This is a genomic window from Rhizobium sp. 01T437, assembly GCF_056398505.1.
The window spans coordinates 338441-354740 of the sequence record NZ_JBFTPM010000002.1; the positions used below are offsets into that span (position 1 = coordinate 338441).

Annotated in this window: 18 protein-coding genes; 10 read left to right on the forward strand and 8 right to left on the reverse strand. The window is 60.5% G+C overall.

Translation table 11 applies throughout. The features are described from left to right. Positions 1 to 18 precede the first annotated feature (18 nt). The 5 genes from AC1DM5_RS05095 to AC1DM5_RS05115 are packed head-to-tail and all read left to right on the forward strand — an operon-like array spanning position 19 to position 2268. Positions 19 to 309: a nucleotidyltransferase family protein gene (locus tag AC1DM5_RS05095; RefSeq protein WP_477819735.1), complete on the forward strand. Its 291-nt coding sequence runs from the start codon at positions 19 to 21 to the stop codon at positions 307 to 309. Continuing rightward, positions 306 to 668 (forward strand): HepT-like ribonuclease domain-containing protein, encoded by a 363-nt coding sequence (locus AC1DM5_RS05100; protein WP_477819736.1) that lies wholly within the window; start codon positions 306 to 308, stop codon positions 666 to 668. Before AC1DM5_RS05095 ends, AC1DM5_RS05100 begins: the two co-directional genes overlap by 4 nt. Then, positions 637 to 1173 (forward strand): ureidoglycolate lyase, encoded by a 537-nt coding sequence (locus AC1DM5_RS05105; protein ID WP_477974758.1) that lies wholly within the window; start codon positions 637 to 639, stop codon positions 1171 to 1173. The genes AC1DM5_RS05100 and AC1DM5_RS05105 overlap by 32 nt, the downstream gene beginning before the upstream one ends. After that, a complete protein-coding gene (uraH, locus tag AC1DM5_RS05110; protein WP_477819737.1) occupies positions 1170 to 1526 on the forward strand; it encodes a hydroxyisourate hydrolase in 357 nt (118 codons plus the stop codon). Before AC1DM5_RS05105 ends, uraH begins: the two co-directional genes overlap by 4 nt. 1 nt (position 1527) lies before the next feature. Continuing rightward, positions 1528 to 2268 carry a metallophosphoesterase family protein gene (locus tag AC1DM5_RS05115; RefSeq protein ID WP_477974701.1) on the forward strand — a complete coding sequence of 247 codons (741 nt, stop codon included), beginning with the start codon at positions 1528 to 1530 and terminating at the stop codon, positions 2266 to 2268. Positions 2269 to 2270: 2 nt separating this feature from the next. On the opposite strand, the gene AC1DM5_RS05120 is transcribed toward AC1DM5_RS05115, so the two are convergent. From AC1DM5_RS05120 to AC1DM5_RS05130, 3 genes are all read right to left on the reverse strand, one after another. Further along, a complete protein-coding gene (locus AC1DM5_RS05120; protein ID WP_477819739.1) occupies positions 2271 to 3413 on the reverse strand; it encodes an alpha-hydroxy acid oxidase in 1143 nt (380 codons plus the stop codon). A gap of 99 nt (positions 3414 to 3512) precedes the next feature. Then, positions 3513 to 4820: a guanine deaminase gene (gene guaD / locus AC1DM5_RS05125; protein WP_477819740.1), complete on the reverse strand. Its 1308-nt coding sequence runs from the start codon at positions 4818 to 4820 to the stop codon at positions 3513 to 3515. Next, entirely contained in the window at positions 4817 to 6055 is a 1239-nt protein-coding gene (locus AC1DM5_RS05130; protein WP_477819741.1) for a urate hydroxylase PuuD, read from the reverse strand. The genes guaD and AC1DM5_RS05130 overlap by 4 nt, the downstream gene beginning before the upstream one ends. 168 nt (positions 6056 to 6223) lie before the next feature. Here AC1DM5_RS05130 and AC1DM5_RS05135 point away from each other — a divergent pair, with 168 nt between their 5' ends. Further along, complete coding sequence (locus AC1DM5_RS05135; RefSeq protein WP_049811456.1) at positions 6224 to 6418, forward strand: hypothetical protein; 195 nt, start codon at positions 6224 to 6226, stop codon at positions 6416 to 6418. A 503-nt stretch (positions 6419 to 6921) separates the two neighbouring features. Beyond that, positions 6922 to 7254, forward strand: coding sequence for a hypothetical protein (locus tag AC1DM5_RS05140; RefSeq protein ID WP_477819742.1), 333 nt, complete (start codon positions 6922 to 6924; stop codon positions 7252 to 7254). Between the two features lie 36 nt (positions 7255 to 7290). Here AC1DM5_RS05140 and AC1DM5_RS05145 read toward each other — a convergent pair whose 3' ends face one another. Continuing rightward, positions 7291 to 8187, reverse strand: a complete 897-nt coding sequence (locus AC1DM5_RS05145) for a LysR substrate-binding domain-containing protein (protein WP_113323239.1) — start codon at positions 8185 to 8187, stop codon at positions 7291 to 7293. A 100-nt stretch (positions 8188 to 8287) separates the two neighbouring features. Between AC1DM5_RS05145 and AC1DM5_RS05150 the strand changes: the two genes are divergently transcribed. After that, a complete protein-coding gene (locus tag AC1DM5_RS05150; RefSeq protein ID WP_037105039.1) occupies positions 8288 to 8485 on the forward strand; it encodes a hypothetical protein in 198 nt (65 codons plus the stop codon). Here the strand turns inward: AC1DM5_RS05150 and xdhC are convergent. From xdhC to AC1DM5_RS05170, 4 genes are read right to left on the reverse strand one after another with little or no spacing between them, the layout of a single operon-like run. Then, positions 8461 to 9312 (reverse strand): xanthine dehydrogenase accessory protein XdhC, encoded by an 852-nt coding sequence (gene xdhC, locus AC1DM5_RS05155; RefSeq protein WP_477819743.1) that lies wholly within the window; start codon positions 9310 to 9312, stop codon positions 8461 to 8463. The genes AC1DM5_RS05150 and xdhC overlap by 25 nt on opposite strands. 2 nt (positions 9313 to 9314) lie before the next feature. After that, positions 9315 to 11651, reverse strand: coding sequence for a xanthine dehydrogenase molybdopterin binding subunit (gene xdhB / locus AC1DM5_RS05160; RefSeq protein ID WP_477819744.1), 2337 nt, complete (start codon positions 11649 to 11651; stop codon positions 9315 to 9317). Then, positions 11651 to 13117: a xanthine dehydrogenase small subunit gene (gene xdhA, locus AC1DM5_RS05165; RefSeq protein WP_477819745.1), complete on the reverse strand. Its 1467-nt coding sequence runs from the start codon at positions 13115 to 13117 to the stop codon at positions 11651 to 11653. Before xdhA ends, xdhB begins: the two co-directional genes overlap by 1 nt. A 29-nt stretch (positions 13118 to 13146) precedes the next feature. Continuing rightward, on the reverse strand, positions 13147 to 13923 hold the full coding sequence (locus AC1DM5_RS05170; RefSeq protein ID WP_477819746.1) for a 3-hydroxybutyrate dehydrogenase: 777 nt from the start codon (positions 13921 to 13923) through the stop codon (positions 13147 to 13149). A gap of 181 nt (positions 13924 to 14104) precedes the next feature. On the opposite strand from AC1DM5_RS05170, the gene glpK reads away from it, so the two are divergent. Both glpK and AC1DM5_RS05180 read left to right on the forward strand, forming a co-directional pair. Beyond that, positions 14105 to 15598, forward strand: a complete 1494-nt coding sequence (gene glpK / locus AC1DM5_RS05175) for a glycerol kinase GlpK (protein ID WP_477819747.1) — start codon at positions 14105 to 14107, stop codon at positions 15596 to 15598. Between the two features lie 297 nt (positions 15599 to 15895). Further along, on the forward strand, positions 15896 to 16252 hold the full coding sequence (locus AC1DM5_RS05180; RefSeq protein WP_477819748.1) for a hypothetical protein: 357 nt from the start codon (positions 15896 to 15898) through the stop codon (positions 16250 to 16252). Positions 16253 to 16300 lie beyond the last annotated feature (48 nt).

Below are 16300 nucleotides of genomic sequence, written 5' to 3' on the forward strand. Positions count from 1 at the left end.
ATCAGGAGTGATGCCGCGATGACACCGTCGGAAGTGCTGGAGAAGAACAGGCAGGCGATCCGCGAAGCGACCAAGCGCTTCAACGCGGCGAACCCGCGTGTGTTCGGTTCCGTCGCCCGCGGCGAGGATCGGCCGGACAGCGATCTGGATATTCTGGTGGACGCTTTGCCCGGGACGACGTTGTTCGATCTCGGCGGGCTGCTGGAAGAATTGCAGGACATTCTGGGGGTTGAGGTGGATCTGGTTACTTCAGGCGGATTGCCGGAGCGCATCAAGCATCGTGTTCTATCGGAAGCCTCTGCCATATGAGCCGTGAGCGCCTTCTTGAACACGTGGATCGTATGCAGGAGGCCGCGCAGCAGGCCTTCGACCTGACAGAGGGCATGAGCCAAGAACAGTTTCTCGGTGATATTCGCACTCAGTTGGCAGTGACGATGTCGCTGGTTTTAGTCGGCGAAGCGGCAGCCCGAATTTCGGCAGGCGACCCCGGCTTTATCCAGGATCATCAGGAAATTCCGTGGACCCGGATCGAGGGCATGCGAAACCTCATTGTCCACGATTACTATCGGGCAGAATTGCCCGTCATCTGGCAGACGGTGAGGAGCGACCTTCCGGCTCTGGTTTCCCAACTTGAAAATGTTCGCCACTGGCGCGTTCAGGGCGAGTAACACCGTGTCCCAATATCTCGAAATACAGCCTCTCACGAAATCCGCCTTCGCGCTCTTCGGCGAGGTGATCGAAGCCGACCCGGCCAAGATGCGCTTTATCAACGTCGGCAATACCGAGCGCTTCCATGCGCTTGCTACCCCCGAAGTCGTGGGCGAGGGCGCGCGTGTCATCATCAATCTCTTCCGCGGCCAGCCGCGCGGCTTTCCCTATGACGTCGGCATGATGGAGCGGCATCCGTTCGGCAGCCAGAGCTTCTCGCCGATATCAGGCCGTCCCTTCCTCGTCGTCGTTTCGGAAGATGAGGGCGGTCGTCCGGGGCGTCCGCAGGCCTTTCTCGCGCGCGGCGATCAGGGCGTGAATTACAGGCGCAATGTCTGGCACCATCCGCTGATGGCGCTCGGTGAGCCGAGCGATTTTCTCGTTGTCGATCGTGACGGGCCGGGCAACAATCTGGAAGAATTCTTTTTCGACGAACCCTTCATCATCAAAGAGCCAGGCCTATGACCGGACTGACCACTCATGTTCTCGATACTGCGCTCGGCAAGCCGGCGCAGGGGCTGCGGATCGATCTCTTTCACATCGAGGGTGAGCTTCGCCACCTTATCAAGACTGTCGAGACCAATGCCGATGGCCGCGTCGATGGCGGGCCGATCCTGATCGGCGAGAGTTTTCGCGCCGGCACCTACGAACTGCTCTTTCACGCCGGCGATTATCTGAGGTCAAACGGGACGCCTCTGCCGCATCCTGCCTTCCTCGATCTCGTGCCGATCCGCTTCGGCATTGCCGATATCGCGGCGCATTATCATGTGCCGCTGCTGATCTCGCCCTATGGCTATTCCACCTATCGCGGGAGCTGATATGCGCTTTGCCGCTATTGCCGATATCCATGGAAACTACCCCGCACTGGACGCTGTGCTGGCTGACATCGCCGCCCAAGGGATCACAGATATCGTCAATCTCGGCGATTGTTTCAGTGGCCCGCTGGAGGCGGGCAGGGTGGCGGACCGGCTGCTATCGCTCTCCATTCCGACCGTGCGTGGCAATCACGACCGCTATCTGATCGAAGGACCGCCGGAGGAGATGCATATCTCGGACGCTGCAGCCTATGCGCAACTAGATGCAGCTCATTTCGATTGGCTACGGTCGCTGCCGGTCGACCTGATCTACAGGGATGAGGTCTATCTCTGCCACGCGACGCCCGGGGATGACAACCTCTACTGGCTGGACATGGCCGTTGTCGATGGCAGCGTGGTGCTGCGGCCGCAGGCGGAGATCGAAGCGCTGGCGGAGGGTATCGAAAGCCCATTGATCCTGTGTGGTCACACGCATATTCCGCGCATGGCAGCACTTTCCGGCGGCCGTCTTATCGTCAATCCCGGCAGCATCGGCGGCCCGGCCTATGACGATGACAAGCCCTATCCGCACAAGGTTGAAACCGGCCACGCGATGGCGAGTTATGCGGTGCTGGAGAAACCGGCCAGTGGATGGACGGCGCAATTCCGCAATGTCCGATACGACAACATGGCCATGTCGGCACTGGCGGAAGCCAATGGACGCCCGGAGTGGGCATCCGCGCTCGCGACAGGCCGAATGCCGTAACCTTACTGCCGTCCGGCGATAATCGAGGAATCGACATCCTTGATATCGCGTTTGCCGCACAGCGCCATGGTGACGTCCATCTCCTTACGGATGATCTCAAGCGCCAGCGTGACGCCGTCCTTGCCCATGGCGCCGAGGCCATAAAGGAAGGGGCGGCCGATATAGGTGCCGCGCGCCCCGAGTGCCACGGCCTTCAGCACATCCTGACCGGAGCGGATACCGCCATCCAGATGCACTTCGAGACGGTCGCCGACGGCATCGACGATCCGCGGCAGCATGCTGATCGTAGAGGAGGCGCCATCGAGCTGGCGGCCGCCATGATTGGAGACGATGATGGCGTCGACGCCGGTTTCGGCGGCCTGCCTCGCATCCTCGACATCGAGAATGCCCTTGATGATCAGCGGACCGCCCCATTGTTCCTTGATCCAAGCGACATCTTTCCACGATAGCTGCGGGTCGAATTGTTCGTTCGCGAAGGTCGTGATCGAGGGAAGGTCGTTGAGGCCCTTGGCGTGGCCGAGGATGTTGCCGAAGCTGCGACGCTTCGTCTTCATCATCTCCATGCACCAGAAGGGGCGGGTCGCCATCTGCCAGATATGCTTGGGCGTGAATTTCGGCGGGGCCGACAAGCCGTTGCGCAGATCCTTGTGACGCTGGCTGAGGATCTGCAGGTCGGCGGTCAGCACCAGAGCGGAGCATCTGGCTGCCTTGGCGCGGTTGATGAGATCAAGCACGAAGCCCCTGTCGCGCATGACATAGAGCTGGAACCAGAAGGGTTTCGTCGTGACGGAGGCGACGTCCTCGATCGAGCAGATGCTCATGGTCGAAAGTGTGAAGGGTACACCGAATTCTTCCGCCGCGCGGGCAGCCAGCATTTCACCGTCGGCATGCTGCATGCCGGTCATGCCGGTGGGAGCAAGCGCCACCGGCATCGACACCTTCTGGCCGATCATCGTCGTCTCAAGCGTGCGGTTGGTCATGTCGACCAGCACCCGCTGGCGCAGCTTGATATCCCGAAAATCGGCTTCGTTGGCGGCGTAGGTCGATTCCGTCCAGGCGCCGGAATCCGCATAGTCGAAGAACATCTTCGGGACGCGGCGCTGAGCCATTTTCTTGAGATCGGCAATGGTCAGCGGCTTGGCCATGGATCGAACCTTCACATCTGGTGATGTGGTCGAATACCACGCTTTCTCATTCTCTGGTATTTGATTTCAGAGGAGTTTTACCATCAGGCCATCGCCTTTCTAAAGCCCGCTTTTCATTGCGACGCCCGCCACATAAGTCTCCGCCACGGCGCGGTCATCGCCCATGGTCTGCAGCAGGAACAGTTCCTCCGGAAGCGTCTTCACGACCTCCATCTTCAAGGCCATGGCAGGTGTCGCTGCGGCGTTGAGAACGACGAGGTCGGCATCCGTGCCGGGCTCCAGTGTGCCGATCTTGTCAGCCAGCGACAGTGCCTCGGCATTGCCGAGGGTCATGTAATAGTAGCTGTCCAGCGGATTCAGCCGTTCACCGAGAAGCTGCTGGATTTTGTAGGCTTCGTCCATGGTCCGCAGCATGGAATAGCTCGAGCCGCCGCCAATGTCCGTGGCGACACCGATGCGAACGGGCTTCTCGCGGCGGGCGAGCGCCTTCAGCGGGAAGAGGCCGGAGCCGAGGAAGAGGTTGGATGTCGGGCAATGGACGGCGACCGCGCCGCTCTCGCTCATGGCGTCGGCTTCGCGCTCCGAAAGGTGGATGGCGTGACCGAACAGGCTCTTCGGCCCGAGCAGGCCATAGCGGGCGTAGATATCGGTGTAGTCGATCGCCTCCGGATAGAGCTCGCAGGTGAATTTGATCTCATCGTGGTTTTCCGACAGATGCGTCTGGATGTGCAGGTCGGGAAATTCGCGGGCGAGGGTTGCCGTTGCCTCCATCTGGGCGGGCGTCGAGGTGATCGCGAAGCGCGGCGTGATGGCGACGTGGTTGCGGCCCTTGCCGTGCCAGTCGGCAATCACCTGCCGGGTCTCGTCATAGCCCATCTCCGGCGTATCGAGCAGGCCCTGCGGCGCATTGCGGTCCATCATTACCTTGCCGCCGACCATGCACATGTTGCGGCGCATGGCTTCAGCGAAATAGGCATCGGCCGAGGTCTTATGAACGGAGCAATAGGCAACCGCCGTCGTGGTGCCGTGGCGGATCAACTCGTCGTAGAAATGCGTCGCGATCCTCTGCGCGTGGGCGCTTTCGACGAAGCGGCACTCCTCCGGGAATGTGTAGGTGTTCAGCCATTCCAGAAGGTTTGCGGCATAGGAGGCAATGACCTGCATCTGCGGAAAGTGGAGGTGCATGTCGATGAGGCCCGGCATGATCAGATGCGGACGGTGATCGATTTCGGCGATCTCGGCAGGTGCCTTGGCCTTGACGTCAGCATAGGTGCCGACAGCGGCGATGATGCCATCCTCGATCAACAGACCGCCGTCTGTCTCGTAGAGATAGCTCTCGCTATCGGCGAGGCTGAGTGGGGCACGGCGAAAGGAGAGCAGGCGCCCGCGCAGGAGTATCGTGGTCATTCTTGTTTGCCTTCGACTGCGCTTTCGAACCAGGCGACGAGCAGCTTGCGCTCGTCGGGCGTAATGTCGGTTACATTGCCCGGCGGCATCGCATGGCTGCGACCGGCCTGTATATAGATTTCGCGCGCATGCGCGGCAATTTCCGCGTCATTTTCCAGAATCACGCCCTTTGGTGGCCGGGCGATGCCCTCATAGACCGGTTCCGCCGCATGGCACATGGAACAGCGCGTGCCGATCAGCTGCTTCACGGCGGGAAAGTGCGGATCGCCGGCAAATTGCTGGAAGGCGGGAGCAACGGACGCATTCTGATCCTCGCCGGTCAGCAATTTGGGCACGGTCGACAGCCACATGATGAGGATGAAGAGCACGACCGTGACGATCCAGGTCCAGGTCGGTCGTCCCTTGCGGGCATGGGTGGTGTTGAACCAGTGGCGGATCGTGACGCCCATCAGGAAGACCAATGCGGCGATCACCCAGTTGAAGGCAGTACCGAAGGCCAGCGGATAGTGGTTCGACAGCATGAAGAAGATGACGGGCAGCGTCAGGTAGTTGTTATGGAGCGAGCGCTGCTTGGCCATGTAGCCATATTTGGCATCCGGCGTGCGGCCGGCGATCAGGTCGGCGACGACGATCTTCTGGTTGGGAATGATGATCATGAAGACGTTGGCCGACATGATCGTGGCGGTGAAGGCGCCGAGATGCAGGAAGGCGGCGCGGCCGGTGAAGACCTGCGTGTAGCCCCAGCCCATGAAGACCAGCACGACGTAGAGGACCGCCATCAGGCCCCAGGTGTTCTTGCCGAGCGGCGACTTGCAGAGCAGGTCGTAGATGATCCAGCCGCCGGCGAGTGATGCAAGCGAGATCAGGATCGCCACCGGCCTCGAAATATCGAGCACGTGGCGATCGATGAGGAAGAGGTCGGCGCCGCCGTAATAGACGATGCAGAGCATGAGGAAGCCAGAGAGCCAGGTGAAATAGCTCTCATATTTGAACCAGGTCAGGTGCTCCGGCATCTCAGCCGGCGCCACCAGATATTTCTGGATGTGGTAGAAGCCGCCGCCATGCACCTGCCATTCCTCACCGTGAACACCGGCGGGCAGATGCGGCCGCTTCACCAGGCCGAGGTCGAGCGCGATGAAATAGAAGGACGACCCGATCCAGGCGATCGCGGTGACGACATGGAACCAGCGCGCCGCAAAGGCCAGCCACTCCCAAGCTATTGCATATTCATACATTCAGTTCCCCTGTTCTTCTTCCCGACTCGTGAGATTGCGAGAAATTCCGGCGCGAGGAAAGGGGGCACGTGGGGTTTCTTGCCGCAGTGGAGATTGCAGGAAGAGCTTGCCGGGTGCGGCATTTGTGCTACGGCATCGCCGACGACGCTATTAAGGAGGCGCTGAAACATGCAGATCGAAGTCCCTTGCCCGAAGTGCCGCAACACGCGCATGAAGTTTCCGCGCCCGCAGCCGATCGACAGCGACATCATCACCTGTTTCAGCTGCAATTTCGAACTCGGCACCTACGGTTCGATCAAGACGAAAATGGTTGCAATGCTGAACCGCGTCGCGGCTGCCGAACAGCAGCAGAAGAAGCACTAGTTTACGGTTTAAGCCGGTGCAGTTGCGCCGGCCGCGGCACGAGCCCGTTCACAGGGTCCTTTAGCGACAGCCTAAAAGATTAGCCCGCTTCGATCAAAGCGTCCTTTCCGACCGGGCGCCTGTCGGCGTCGAGCAGTGCCTTGAGCAGCGAAATCGCGCGCTGGCCGAGCGCAATCGACTGACCGTCCCGCCGCAGCACGCCGCTGCCGGGGTTGAGTATGAAACGGCCAAAAGCATACGCTGCTCTTCCATCACAATACTTATATCCGCGCAATTTGAGGTGGCAATCTGGTTGAGTGCTGCGCTGTTGAGCGGGTACGTCGTTTCCACGCCTTAAAAAACAACGGATTTCTGCGACATTTTATCCACCGCTAATGCTCCGAAGTGGAGCAGATGATTCCTTGAAATGTGAAGATCGGGTTACAGTTTTTTAATGCTTGCCGCCGGGAAGGGGTGGAAACCGCTAAAGACCGGCGGCGCATTCATCGACGGAGAAGATGCCAATGCGCAGCATTCTGACATGTGTGATGATTGCCTATGCGTCGTTTGCGACAGCTCACGACGCCGCCACGGGTTGGAGTTACGACCCCTACTGTTGCAATGGAAATGCCGAAAACGGCGATTGCCAGATGATCCCGTCCAAGACCGTGGCCATCACGCCGGATGGTTATCGCGTGACACTGAAGCCTGGCGACCACCGGCTTGTGACGCGCTATCATGTCTTTCTGCTACCGATGACCAGGGCGATGCATTCGGGCGACAGCGATTATCATCTCTGCCTGTTCCCGAACGAGGATACGCCGCGATGTTTCTATGCGCCCGATATGGGTTACTGAGAGGATTTTAAGCCCTGTCGTTTTTGCGTGACATGTTCAGTCCTGCTCCACATCGAATTTCTGCAGCAGCCATTTCCGAAAATTCCTGATTTTCGGTACGTTTCGCCTGTTTTCCGGATAGGCGAGCCAATAGTCGCGTCCGTCATTGCCGGTCAGTTCGAAGGGCTGGTAAAGCCTCCCGGCGGCGACATCGTCCTGGAAATGGCCGGGATTGAGCATGGCGACACCGCCGCCGGCAATCGCGATGCTGGCATCGAGGATCTGGGTGCCGAATTCGCTTTTCGGATAGCGGGAGAGATCGGCATCCTTGACGCCGGCGGCTGCGAACCATTCGGCCCACCAGGAATCACCGGCGCTGATCAGGAACAGTTTCAGAAGATCGGCGGGCTCGTGGATGCCGCCGATTTCGGCCGCGAGCTTGGGGCTCAGCATGGGGGAGTAGTCAAGTTTCATCAGCCGATGACTGATCAGGCCCGGCCAATCGCCGCGTCCCCAACGGATCGCCACGTCGGCAGCCTCTTTCTGGAAGTCGACGATCGTGCCTGAGGTGACGAGCCTGACGGCAATGTCCGGAAACTGCAGCTGGAAAGCGCCGATGTAGCGCGAGAGCCATTGCTGGGCGAAGGTCGCCGTCGAATGGATCGTCAGCGTTTCCCCGGTCGTCTTGCGCATCGAGGCCATGGCTTCGATCAGAATGTTGAATGCCTCGGAGACCCTGGGCGCGAGATGTTTGCCCGCTTCCGTCAGTTCGATCTGGCGGGGCAAGCGCAGGAAGAGCGGCTCGCCGATATTCTCTTCCAGAAGCTTGATCTGGTAGCTGACGGCCGTCTGCGTCATGCCGAGCTCATCGCCGGCCCGGGTGAAACTGCCGAGCCGGGCCACGGCTTCGAAGACGCGCAGCGCATTCAGCGGGAACTGCTTCGACAGTTTCATGGATAAGTTCTCTTTATGGATGCAGGCGGTTGTTCGATTGGAATTGCAGCATTTTTTCCGGCAAACTGCAATCATCTCATCAAGCCATTAAGGTGATGTCATGGATTGCCAAGCTATCGAAGAGAGCCGTTCTCCCACAAGAGAGACATTGTTCACCGTCATCATTCGCCGGCTGGCCCGGGGGATCGGCAGCCGGATGCCGCGGCTGGATATCGACGTCACACCCGATCGCATCAAGCGCGATCTCGGTTTCCTGGATGGACGCGATCCGCGTTATGAGGATGACCGCTCGCGGTAGGCCGCGAGCGCAGTCAGGATTTCGGCTGCTGTCATGGTGGCGATTACTTCGGGGCGTTTGTCCTTCACGAAGGAGCCGCCGATCGGCAAGGTAAGGCGCTCCAGCCAAGAGCGTTCGCCGCCGGCTTCGCGGGAAAGCCAGCTTGCAAAGGTCGCTCGTTTGGTCGCCGAGCCGATCATGCCGGTATAGGCAAGGTCGGTGCGGGCAAGTGCTTCACGGGCGATCAGGAAATCAAGGGCATGATCGTGGGTCAGGATGACGAGTGCTGCGCCGGCGGGCATGTCCTTCACCAATGCCTCGGGCATCGGCACCAACAGGCTCTTCGTCGAGACCGGAAGATTGGCGAGTTCATCCCGCCGGGTCTCGATGACGGTGATGGAAAGCGGTAGTGGTGCGAGCGCCGCTGCAAGGGCGCGGCCGACATGACCTGCGCCGAAGACGTAGACTTCGGGCAGGCGTTCGGCTTCACTTTCCTGCTTTTTCTCCAGTTCATCCCTGACGGCATCGGTCACACAGCGGAAATGCAGTTGCGTGCGGCCGCCGCAGCACTGGCCGATTTCCGGACCGAGCGGAATATCCATGATGTCATTGCCGCCAGTGCCGGCAAGCAATTCGCGGGCATTGCCGATGGCGATATATTCAAATTGGCCGCCGCCGATCGTGCCCCAGAGGCTGCTTGCCGAGACCAGCATGAAGGTGCCGGCCTCGCGCGGTGTCGAGCCTTGGGTGCCGGTTATTTCGACGAGGATCGCTTCGGGCTGGAGGGCCAGAAAGGCGCGGAAGTCGCTGCCGGGCACAAAACCGGAAAGGATTTCGCGCCGCGTCATGGCTACACCCTCTTCATCCTCTCGACCGCCATCAGCACGCGTTCAGGCGTTGCGGGCGCATCGAGGTGAGGGCAGACGCGGTAGTTTGCGATGCTGGCGACGGCCATGGAGAGCGCTTCCAGCACTGAAATCGCCAGCATGAAGGGCGGTTCGCCGACGGCCTTGGAGCGGCCGATCGTGGCTTCCGCATTCTCGGACCATTCGGCGAGCCGCACATTGAAAATCTTCGGCCGGTCGGAGGCGAGTGGGATCTTGTAAGTGGAGGGCGCATGCGTGCGCAGGCGGCCCTTGTCATCCCACCACAGTTCTTCGGTCGTCAGCCAGCCCATACCCTGGACGAAGGCGCCTTCGACCTGGCCGATATCGATTGCCGGGTTCAGCGAGCGGCCGACATCGTGGAGAATGTCGGTGCGGTCGATGAGATATTCGCCGGTCAGCGTGTCGATCGTGACCTCGGTGCAGGCGGCGCCATAGGCGAAATAGTAGAAGGGCGTTCCGCGGCCGGCCTGGCGATCCCAGTGGATCTTCGGCGTCTTGTAGAAGCCGGCGGCGGAAAGCTGTACGCGGGCGAAATAGGCCTGCTTGATGAAATCGGGGAAGGGGATTTCGATCTCGCCGACCCGCACCCGGTTCGGCAGGAAGATGATTTCAGAGGCCGGAACGTTCCATTTCTCCGCCGCAAAGGCGACGAGGCGCTCCTTCAACTGGCGCGCCGCATCGTAGGCGGCCATGCCGTTCAGGTCCGAGCCGGAGGAGGCGGCGGTCGCCGAAGTGTTCGGGACCTTGCCCGTCGTGGTCGCTGTGATCTTCACGCGGTCGATATCGACCTGGAAGCTGTTCGCCAGCACCTGCGCCACCTTGGTATAGAGGCCCTGGCCCATTTCCGTCCCACCGTGGTTCAGGTGGATCGAGCCATCCTGATAGATATGGACGAGGGCGCCGGCCTGGTTGAAGGCTGTCATGGTAAAGGAGATGCCGAATTTCACCGGCGTGAGCGCGATGCCCTTGCGGATATAGCGGTTGTCGCGGTTGAACGAGACGATGGCGTTGCGTCGGGCGCGGTAGTCGGCGCTGTCCTCCAGCTCCTCGACCACGCGGGCGATGATATTGTCCTCGACCTCCTGATGGTAGGGCGTGGTCGTGCGCCCCGAGCCTGGCTGGCCGTAGAAGTTCAGCTTGCGGATATCGAGCGGATCCTTGCCGACGGCATAGGCGATCTCCTCGATGAAGCGCTCGGCGCCGAGCATGCCCTGCGGGCCGCCGAAACCGCGGAAAGCGGTGTTGGAGACGGTGTGCGTCTTCAGCGGCTGCGAGGTCAGATGCACATGCGGATAGAAATAGCTGGAATCGGCGTGAAAGAGTGCACGGTCGGTCACCGGGCCCGACAGGTCCGACGAGAAGCCGCAGCGTGCCGAATAGGTGGCGTCGACAGCGTGGATGCGGCCTTCGTCATCGAAGCCGAGTTCATAATCGACGCGGAAATCGTGGCGCTTGCCGGTGGCGCTCATATCCTCGTCGCGATCGGGGCGGAACTTGATGGCGCGCTTCAGCTTCTTGGCCGCGACCGCGGCGAGGGCTGCGAACTGGTTGCCCTGCGTCTCCTTGCCGCCAAAGCCGCCGCCCATGCGGCGCACATTCACGGTGACGGCATTCGAGGGAATATGCAGCACATGGCCGACGATATGCTGGATTTCGCTCGGATGCTGGGTCGAAGACCAGACGGTGACCTCGTCGTCCTCGCCTGGGATCGCCATGGCGATATGGCTTTCGAGGTAGAAATGCTCCTGACCGCCGATGCGCATGCGGCCTGTCAGCCGGCGCGGGGCGTTTTCCATTTCGGTCTTCGCCTCACCGCGTTTCAGCGTCATCGGGGTGATCACAAGCGGGCTGCCGTTTTCGATGGCGCCGTCGATGTCGCTCCAGTGCGGCAGGTCGCGATATTCGATTTTTGCCTCGCGGGCCGCACGACGAGCAGCCTCGCGGGTTTCGGCTATGACGGCGAAGATCGGCTGGCCGTGGAATTGAACCAGGGTTTCGGCAAGCAGCGGCTCGTCATGGCTGCCATTCGAGCTGACGTCGTTGACGCCGGGAATGTCCTTGCCGGTGAAGACCCAGACGACGCCGGGATAGGCCGCGACTTCCGACAGGTCCATCGAGATGATCTCGGCATGAGCGCGATCGGACATGCCGAGAGCGCCGTGCAGGAGATCAGCAGGCTCTGGAATATCGTCGATATAATCGGCACTTCCGGTGACATGCTTATGCGCTGAATCATGGCGCAAGGACACATGCATCTGGCCGTTGATGAGCTTGCGGTCCTCGAAGGTGGATTTGTCCATCAGGCAACCTCCTCGAACCGCTTCAGTTCGGCAGGTGCGCCGACGGTTTCGAGATAGAAGCGCGTCAGCAGGTTCTTGGCCGTCAACTGGCGGTATTCCGCCGTAGCGCGCCAGTCCGTCAGCGGCTGGAAATCGGCATCAAAGGCAGGGCGTGCGGCCTCTATGGCTGCTTCCGTCCAGGGTTTGCCGATCAACTCGGCTTCGACGCTGCGGGCGCGCTTCGGCGTTGCCGCCATGCCGCCGAAGGCGATGCGGATCTCTGTCACGCGCTCGGCCTCATCAAGCACCAGATAGAAAGCGCCGAGCACGGCGGTGATATCCTCGTCGCGGCGCTTGCTGATCTTGTAGACCGCGAATGTCGCGTCTGCGACCGGGTGGGGCACGAAGACGCTTTCGACGAATTCGCCCGGCCGGCGATCCTGCTTGCCATAGGCGATGAAGTAATCTTCCAGCGGCAGAGTGCGGGCGCCTTCGGCCGAGCGCAGCGTCAGCTGCGCGCCAAGCGCAATCAGCGGCGGTGGGCTGTCGCCGATCGGCGAGCCGTTGGCGATATTACCGCCGATCGTGCCCATGTTGCGCACCTGATCGCCGCCGATGCGGGTGATGAGGCGGGCAAAGGCGGGGATCTTCCGGGCGATGGTGTCGAGCGCGCGGGTGTAGGTGACGCCGGAGCCAATGCTGATGCCATATTCACCTGCAGTAATCGTCTGAAGCTCAGCCAGATGATTGATGAAGACCACGGGGTTCAGGTGCTGCATCTGCTTGGTGACCCGGAGGCCGACATCGGTGGAGCCGGCAATGACGGTTGCGGTCGGCTCGGCCGCCAGCACCCGCGCAAGCGCATCGACGGAGCGCGGCACGATGAGGCGGCCTTCTTCTGACACAATCGAGATCGTATCGGATGCCTGCATGGCCCAGAGGCGAGAGATGATTTCGGCACGGGTCTTTTCGAGCGGATCGAAGAGGGTGCTCGGCCGCTGCAGGCTCACCTGTTCGGCGGCCTTGACGATCGGCTCATAGCCCGTGCAGCGACAGAGATTGCCTTGCAGCGCCTTTTCGATCTCGGCACGGTCCGGCTTCTCGTTTGAGAGCCAGAGGCCGTAAAGGGACATGATGAAGCCCGGCGTACAGAAGCCGCATTGCGAACCATGGCAATCGACCATGGCCTGCTGCACCGGATGCAACGTGCCGTCCTTGGCTGCCAGATGCTCGATCGTCACCACATGTGTTGCGTGGAGCGAGCCGATGAATCGGATGCAGGCATTGACGGATTCGTAGAAAAGCTTGCCGTCGATCAGCCGGCCGACCAGCACGGTGCAGGCACCGCAATCGCCTTCGGCGCAGCCTTCCTTGGTGCCCGTCAGCCGCCGCTTCAGCCGGAGAAAATCGAGAAGAGTCTCCGTCGGCCGGACGTTACTCAAGGAAACGTCCTCGCCATTGAGGATGAAGCGGATGCTGTCGTTCATGATATTCCCGGTTGTTTTTCTTAAAATGGTTATGCCGCCGTCCAGCCCCCGTCAATCGAGATATGCGTGCCCGTCACCTGCCGGGCTTCCTCGCTTGCGAGGTAGAGGGCGAGCGCGCCGATCTCCTCGGCCTTGACGAATTCATGCGTCGGCTGCGCCTTGAGTATGACCTCGGTCTTGACCTGCTCCTCGGTCATGCCGCGCGCCTTGGCGGTATCGGGGATCTGCTTTTCGACCAGCGGGGTCAGTACATAGCCGGGGCAGATGGCGTTTACCGTGACGCCGAATTCGGCAAGCTCGAGGGCAGCCGTCTTCGTCAGGCCTAATATACCATGCTTTGCCGCTACATAGGCAGATTTGAAGGGCGAGGCGACCAGGCCATGCGCCGAGGCGATATTGATGATGCGGCCATGCTTCTTCGCCTTCATCAGCGGGATTGCGGCCCGCATCGTATGGAAAGAGCTGGACAGATTGATGGCGATGATCTGGTCCCACTTCTCGATCGGGAAATCCTCGATCTTTTCGACATGCTGGATGCCGGCATTGTTGACGAGCACATCGACCGTTCCGAAGGTCTTGCCGGCAGTCTCGATCAGATCGGCAATCTCTGATGGCTTCGTCATGTCGGCCGGATGATAGAGTGCCTTCGCTTTCGACGATGATTCAAGGCGTTCGATTATCGCCTTGATTTCGTCGTCCTTTCCGAAACCGTTGATGACGACGTTGTCGCCCTTGGCAGCAAAGGCAGTGGCGATCGCAAGCCCGATGCCGCTGGTGGAGCCGGTGACGACGACTGATCTGCTCATGCTTTTTCCTCCCTGACTATGAGATGCTGCATTGCAGCGTCAAGGCGAGGTTATGCCCAAAGGCGGCGAGCTGGCAATCGGGAAGTGACTGAGGGGCCTGGCTGCCACTTACGCCCTTCCAAGCCAGGCGGACCTGCCCTATTGATTTGCCACGACAACAGCATGCAGCGGGAGGAATCGCATGGGTGGATATGTTCTGACGGTCGATCAGGGAACGACCTCGACGCGGGCGATCGTCTTCGACGGCGACATGAAGATCGCCGGCATGGGCCAGAAGGAATTCACACAGTTCTATCCGCGCTCCGGCTGGGTGGAGCACGATCCCGAGGAGATCTGGGACTCGGTCGTTTCCACGATCCATATGGCGCTGCGCGAAGCCAAGGTGACGGCCAAGGATATTGCCGCACTCGGCATCACCAACCAGCGCGAGACCGTCGTCGTCTGGGAGCGCGAGACCGGCAAGCCGATCCAGAACGCCATCGTCTGGCAGGACCGGCGCACGGCAAGCTATTGCGACAATCTCAAGCGGCAGGATCTCGAGCGCACCTTCACGAAAAAGACCGGCCTTATCCTCGATCCCTATTTCTCGGGCACCAAGCTCTCCTGGATGCTCGCCAATGTGAAGGGCGCAAGGGCGAGGGCGGCGCGCGGTGACCTCTGCTTCGGCACGATCGATACTTTCCTCATATGGCGGCTGACTGGCGGCAAGAGCTTCGTCACCGATGCGACCAATGCCTCACGCACGCTGATGTTCAATATCGCGACCAACGAATGGGACGAGGATCTGCTCGACATCCTGCGCGTGCCGGCCGCTATGCTGCCCGAGGTGAAGGATTGCGCCGATGATTTCGGCACCGTCGATCCCGAACTGTTTGGTGCAGCCATCCCGATCCTCGGCGTTGCCGGCGACCAGCAGGCGGCGACGATCGGCCAGGCCTGCTTCGAGCCGGGCATGCTGAAATCGACCTACGGCACCGGCTGCTTCGCGCTGCTCAATACCGGCAGCGATATGGTGCGATCGAAGAACCGGCTCCTGACGACCATCGCCTATCGCCTTGATGGCGAGACGACCTATGCGCTGGAGGGTTCGATCTTCATTGCCGGGGCAGCCGTGCAGTGGCTGCGCGACGGCCTCGGCATCATCGACAGGGCGTCCGATACGAACGACCTGGCCGAGAAGGCTGATCCGACACAGGACGTCTATCTCGTGCCGGCCTTTACCGGCCTCGGCGCCCCGCATTGGGATGCCAAGGCACGCGGTGCGATCTACGGCCTGACCCGCAACAGCGGCCCGGCAGAACTTTCCCGTGCGGCGCTGGAGGCCGTCTGCTACCAGACGCGCGACCTCTTGGAAGCGATGCAGAAGGACTGGAAGAACGGAACCGACGATACGGTGCTGCGCGTCGATGGCGGCATGGTCGCCTCGGACTGGACGATGCAGCGGCTTGCTGATCTGCTGGAAGCTCCCGTTGATCGTCCCGTCATCCTGGAAACGACGGCGCTTGGTGCTGCCTGGCTTGCCGGCAGCAGGGCTGGAGTGTGGCCGGACAGGGAGAAGTTTTCGGCGACCTGGAAGCGTGACCGGCGCTTCGAGCCCTCGATGGACGAGAAGACCCGTGCCGCTAAGCTCAAGGGTTGGAAGAATGCGGTGAAGCGGACGCTGAGCGAGCTTTGATTGCTCAGTTTGGCGAGCTTATATGAGCGTACTGCTTGCGGTATTCCGCCGGCGTCACGTCAAGATGGCGCGTGAAGGCGCGGCGTAGCGTATCGTCATCGGCAAAGCCGCATTCGCTCGCCGCAATTCAGCCTGGATCGGCTAAGTCTCAGGCAGGCGGCGTCGATGCCGTCTGCCTCTTTCGTCTCCCAAATTAAAACAACTCTATTTTGTGGTGTGGAAAAATATACGCTTTAATGTAGAATTTCCTAGGGTATTGGCTTATACTCTTGCGCTGCATCTGTGGGGGATAATGCCATGAACAGCATACACCCAATAGCGACTGCACTTGTACTTTCTCTGCTGTCAGACATTGTTGCGCCGACTTTGCTCTATGCGCAGACGCGCGTGCAGGTGAAGTATTTCGCAGCCTTCACGATGGATGGGCGGCCTACGTCGCGGCCATATGCAAGTTGTCAGCGGGTTCAGATCCGCAGCAGGACATTATGGGCATGCCCGTTGTCCGCACTTCGTTCCGACGCCGCCGAGCGCAACCGCAGTGGATCGGATATGGGCAGCATGAGCAATTCCCGTTCCACGTCTAGCGACAACGGCTCCATGGGCGACCAAGGCGGTAGCGGCATGGGTGGATCAGATTCGGATCCTATGAACTGAAGAATCACACGCGATGCCGATTGATTTTGCTTTTAGGGGGTGAGCCGT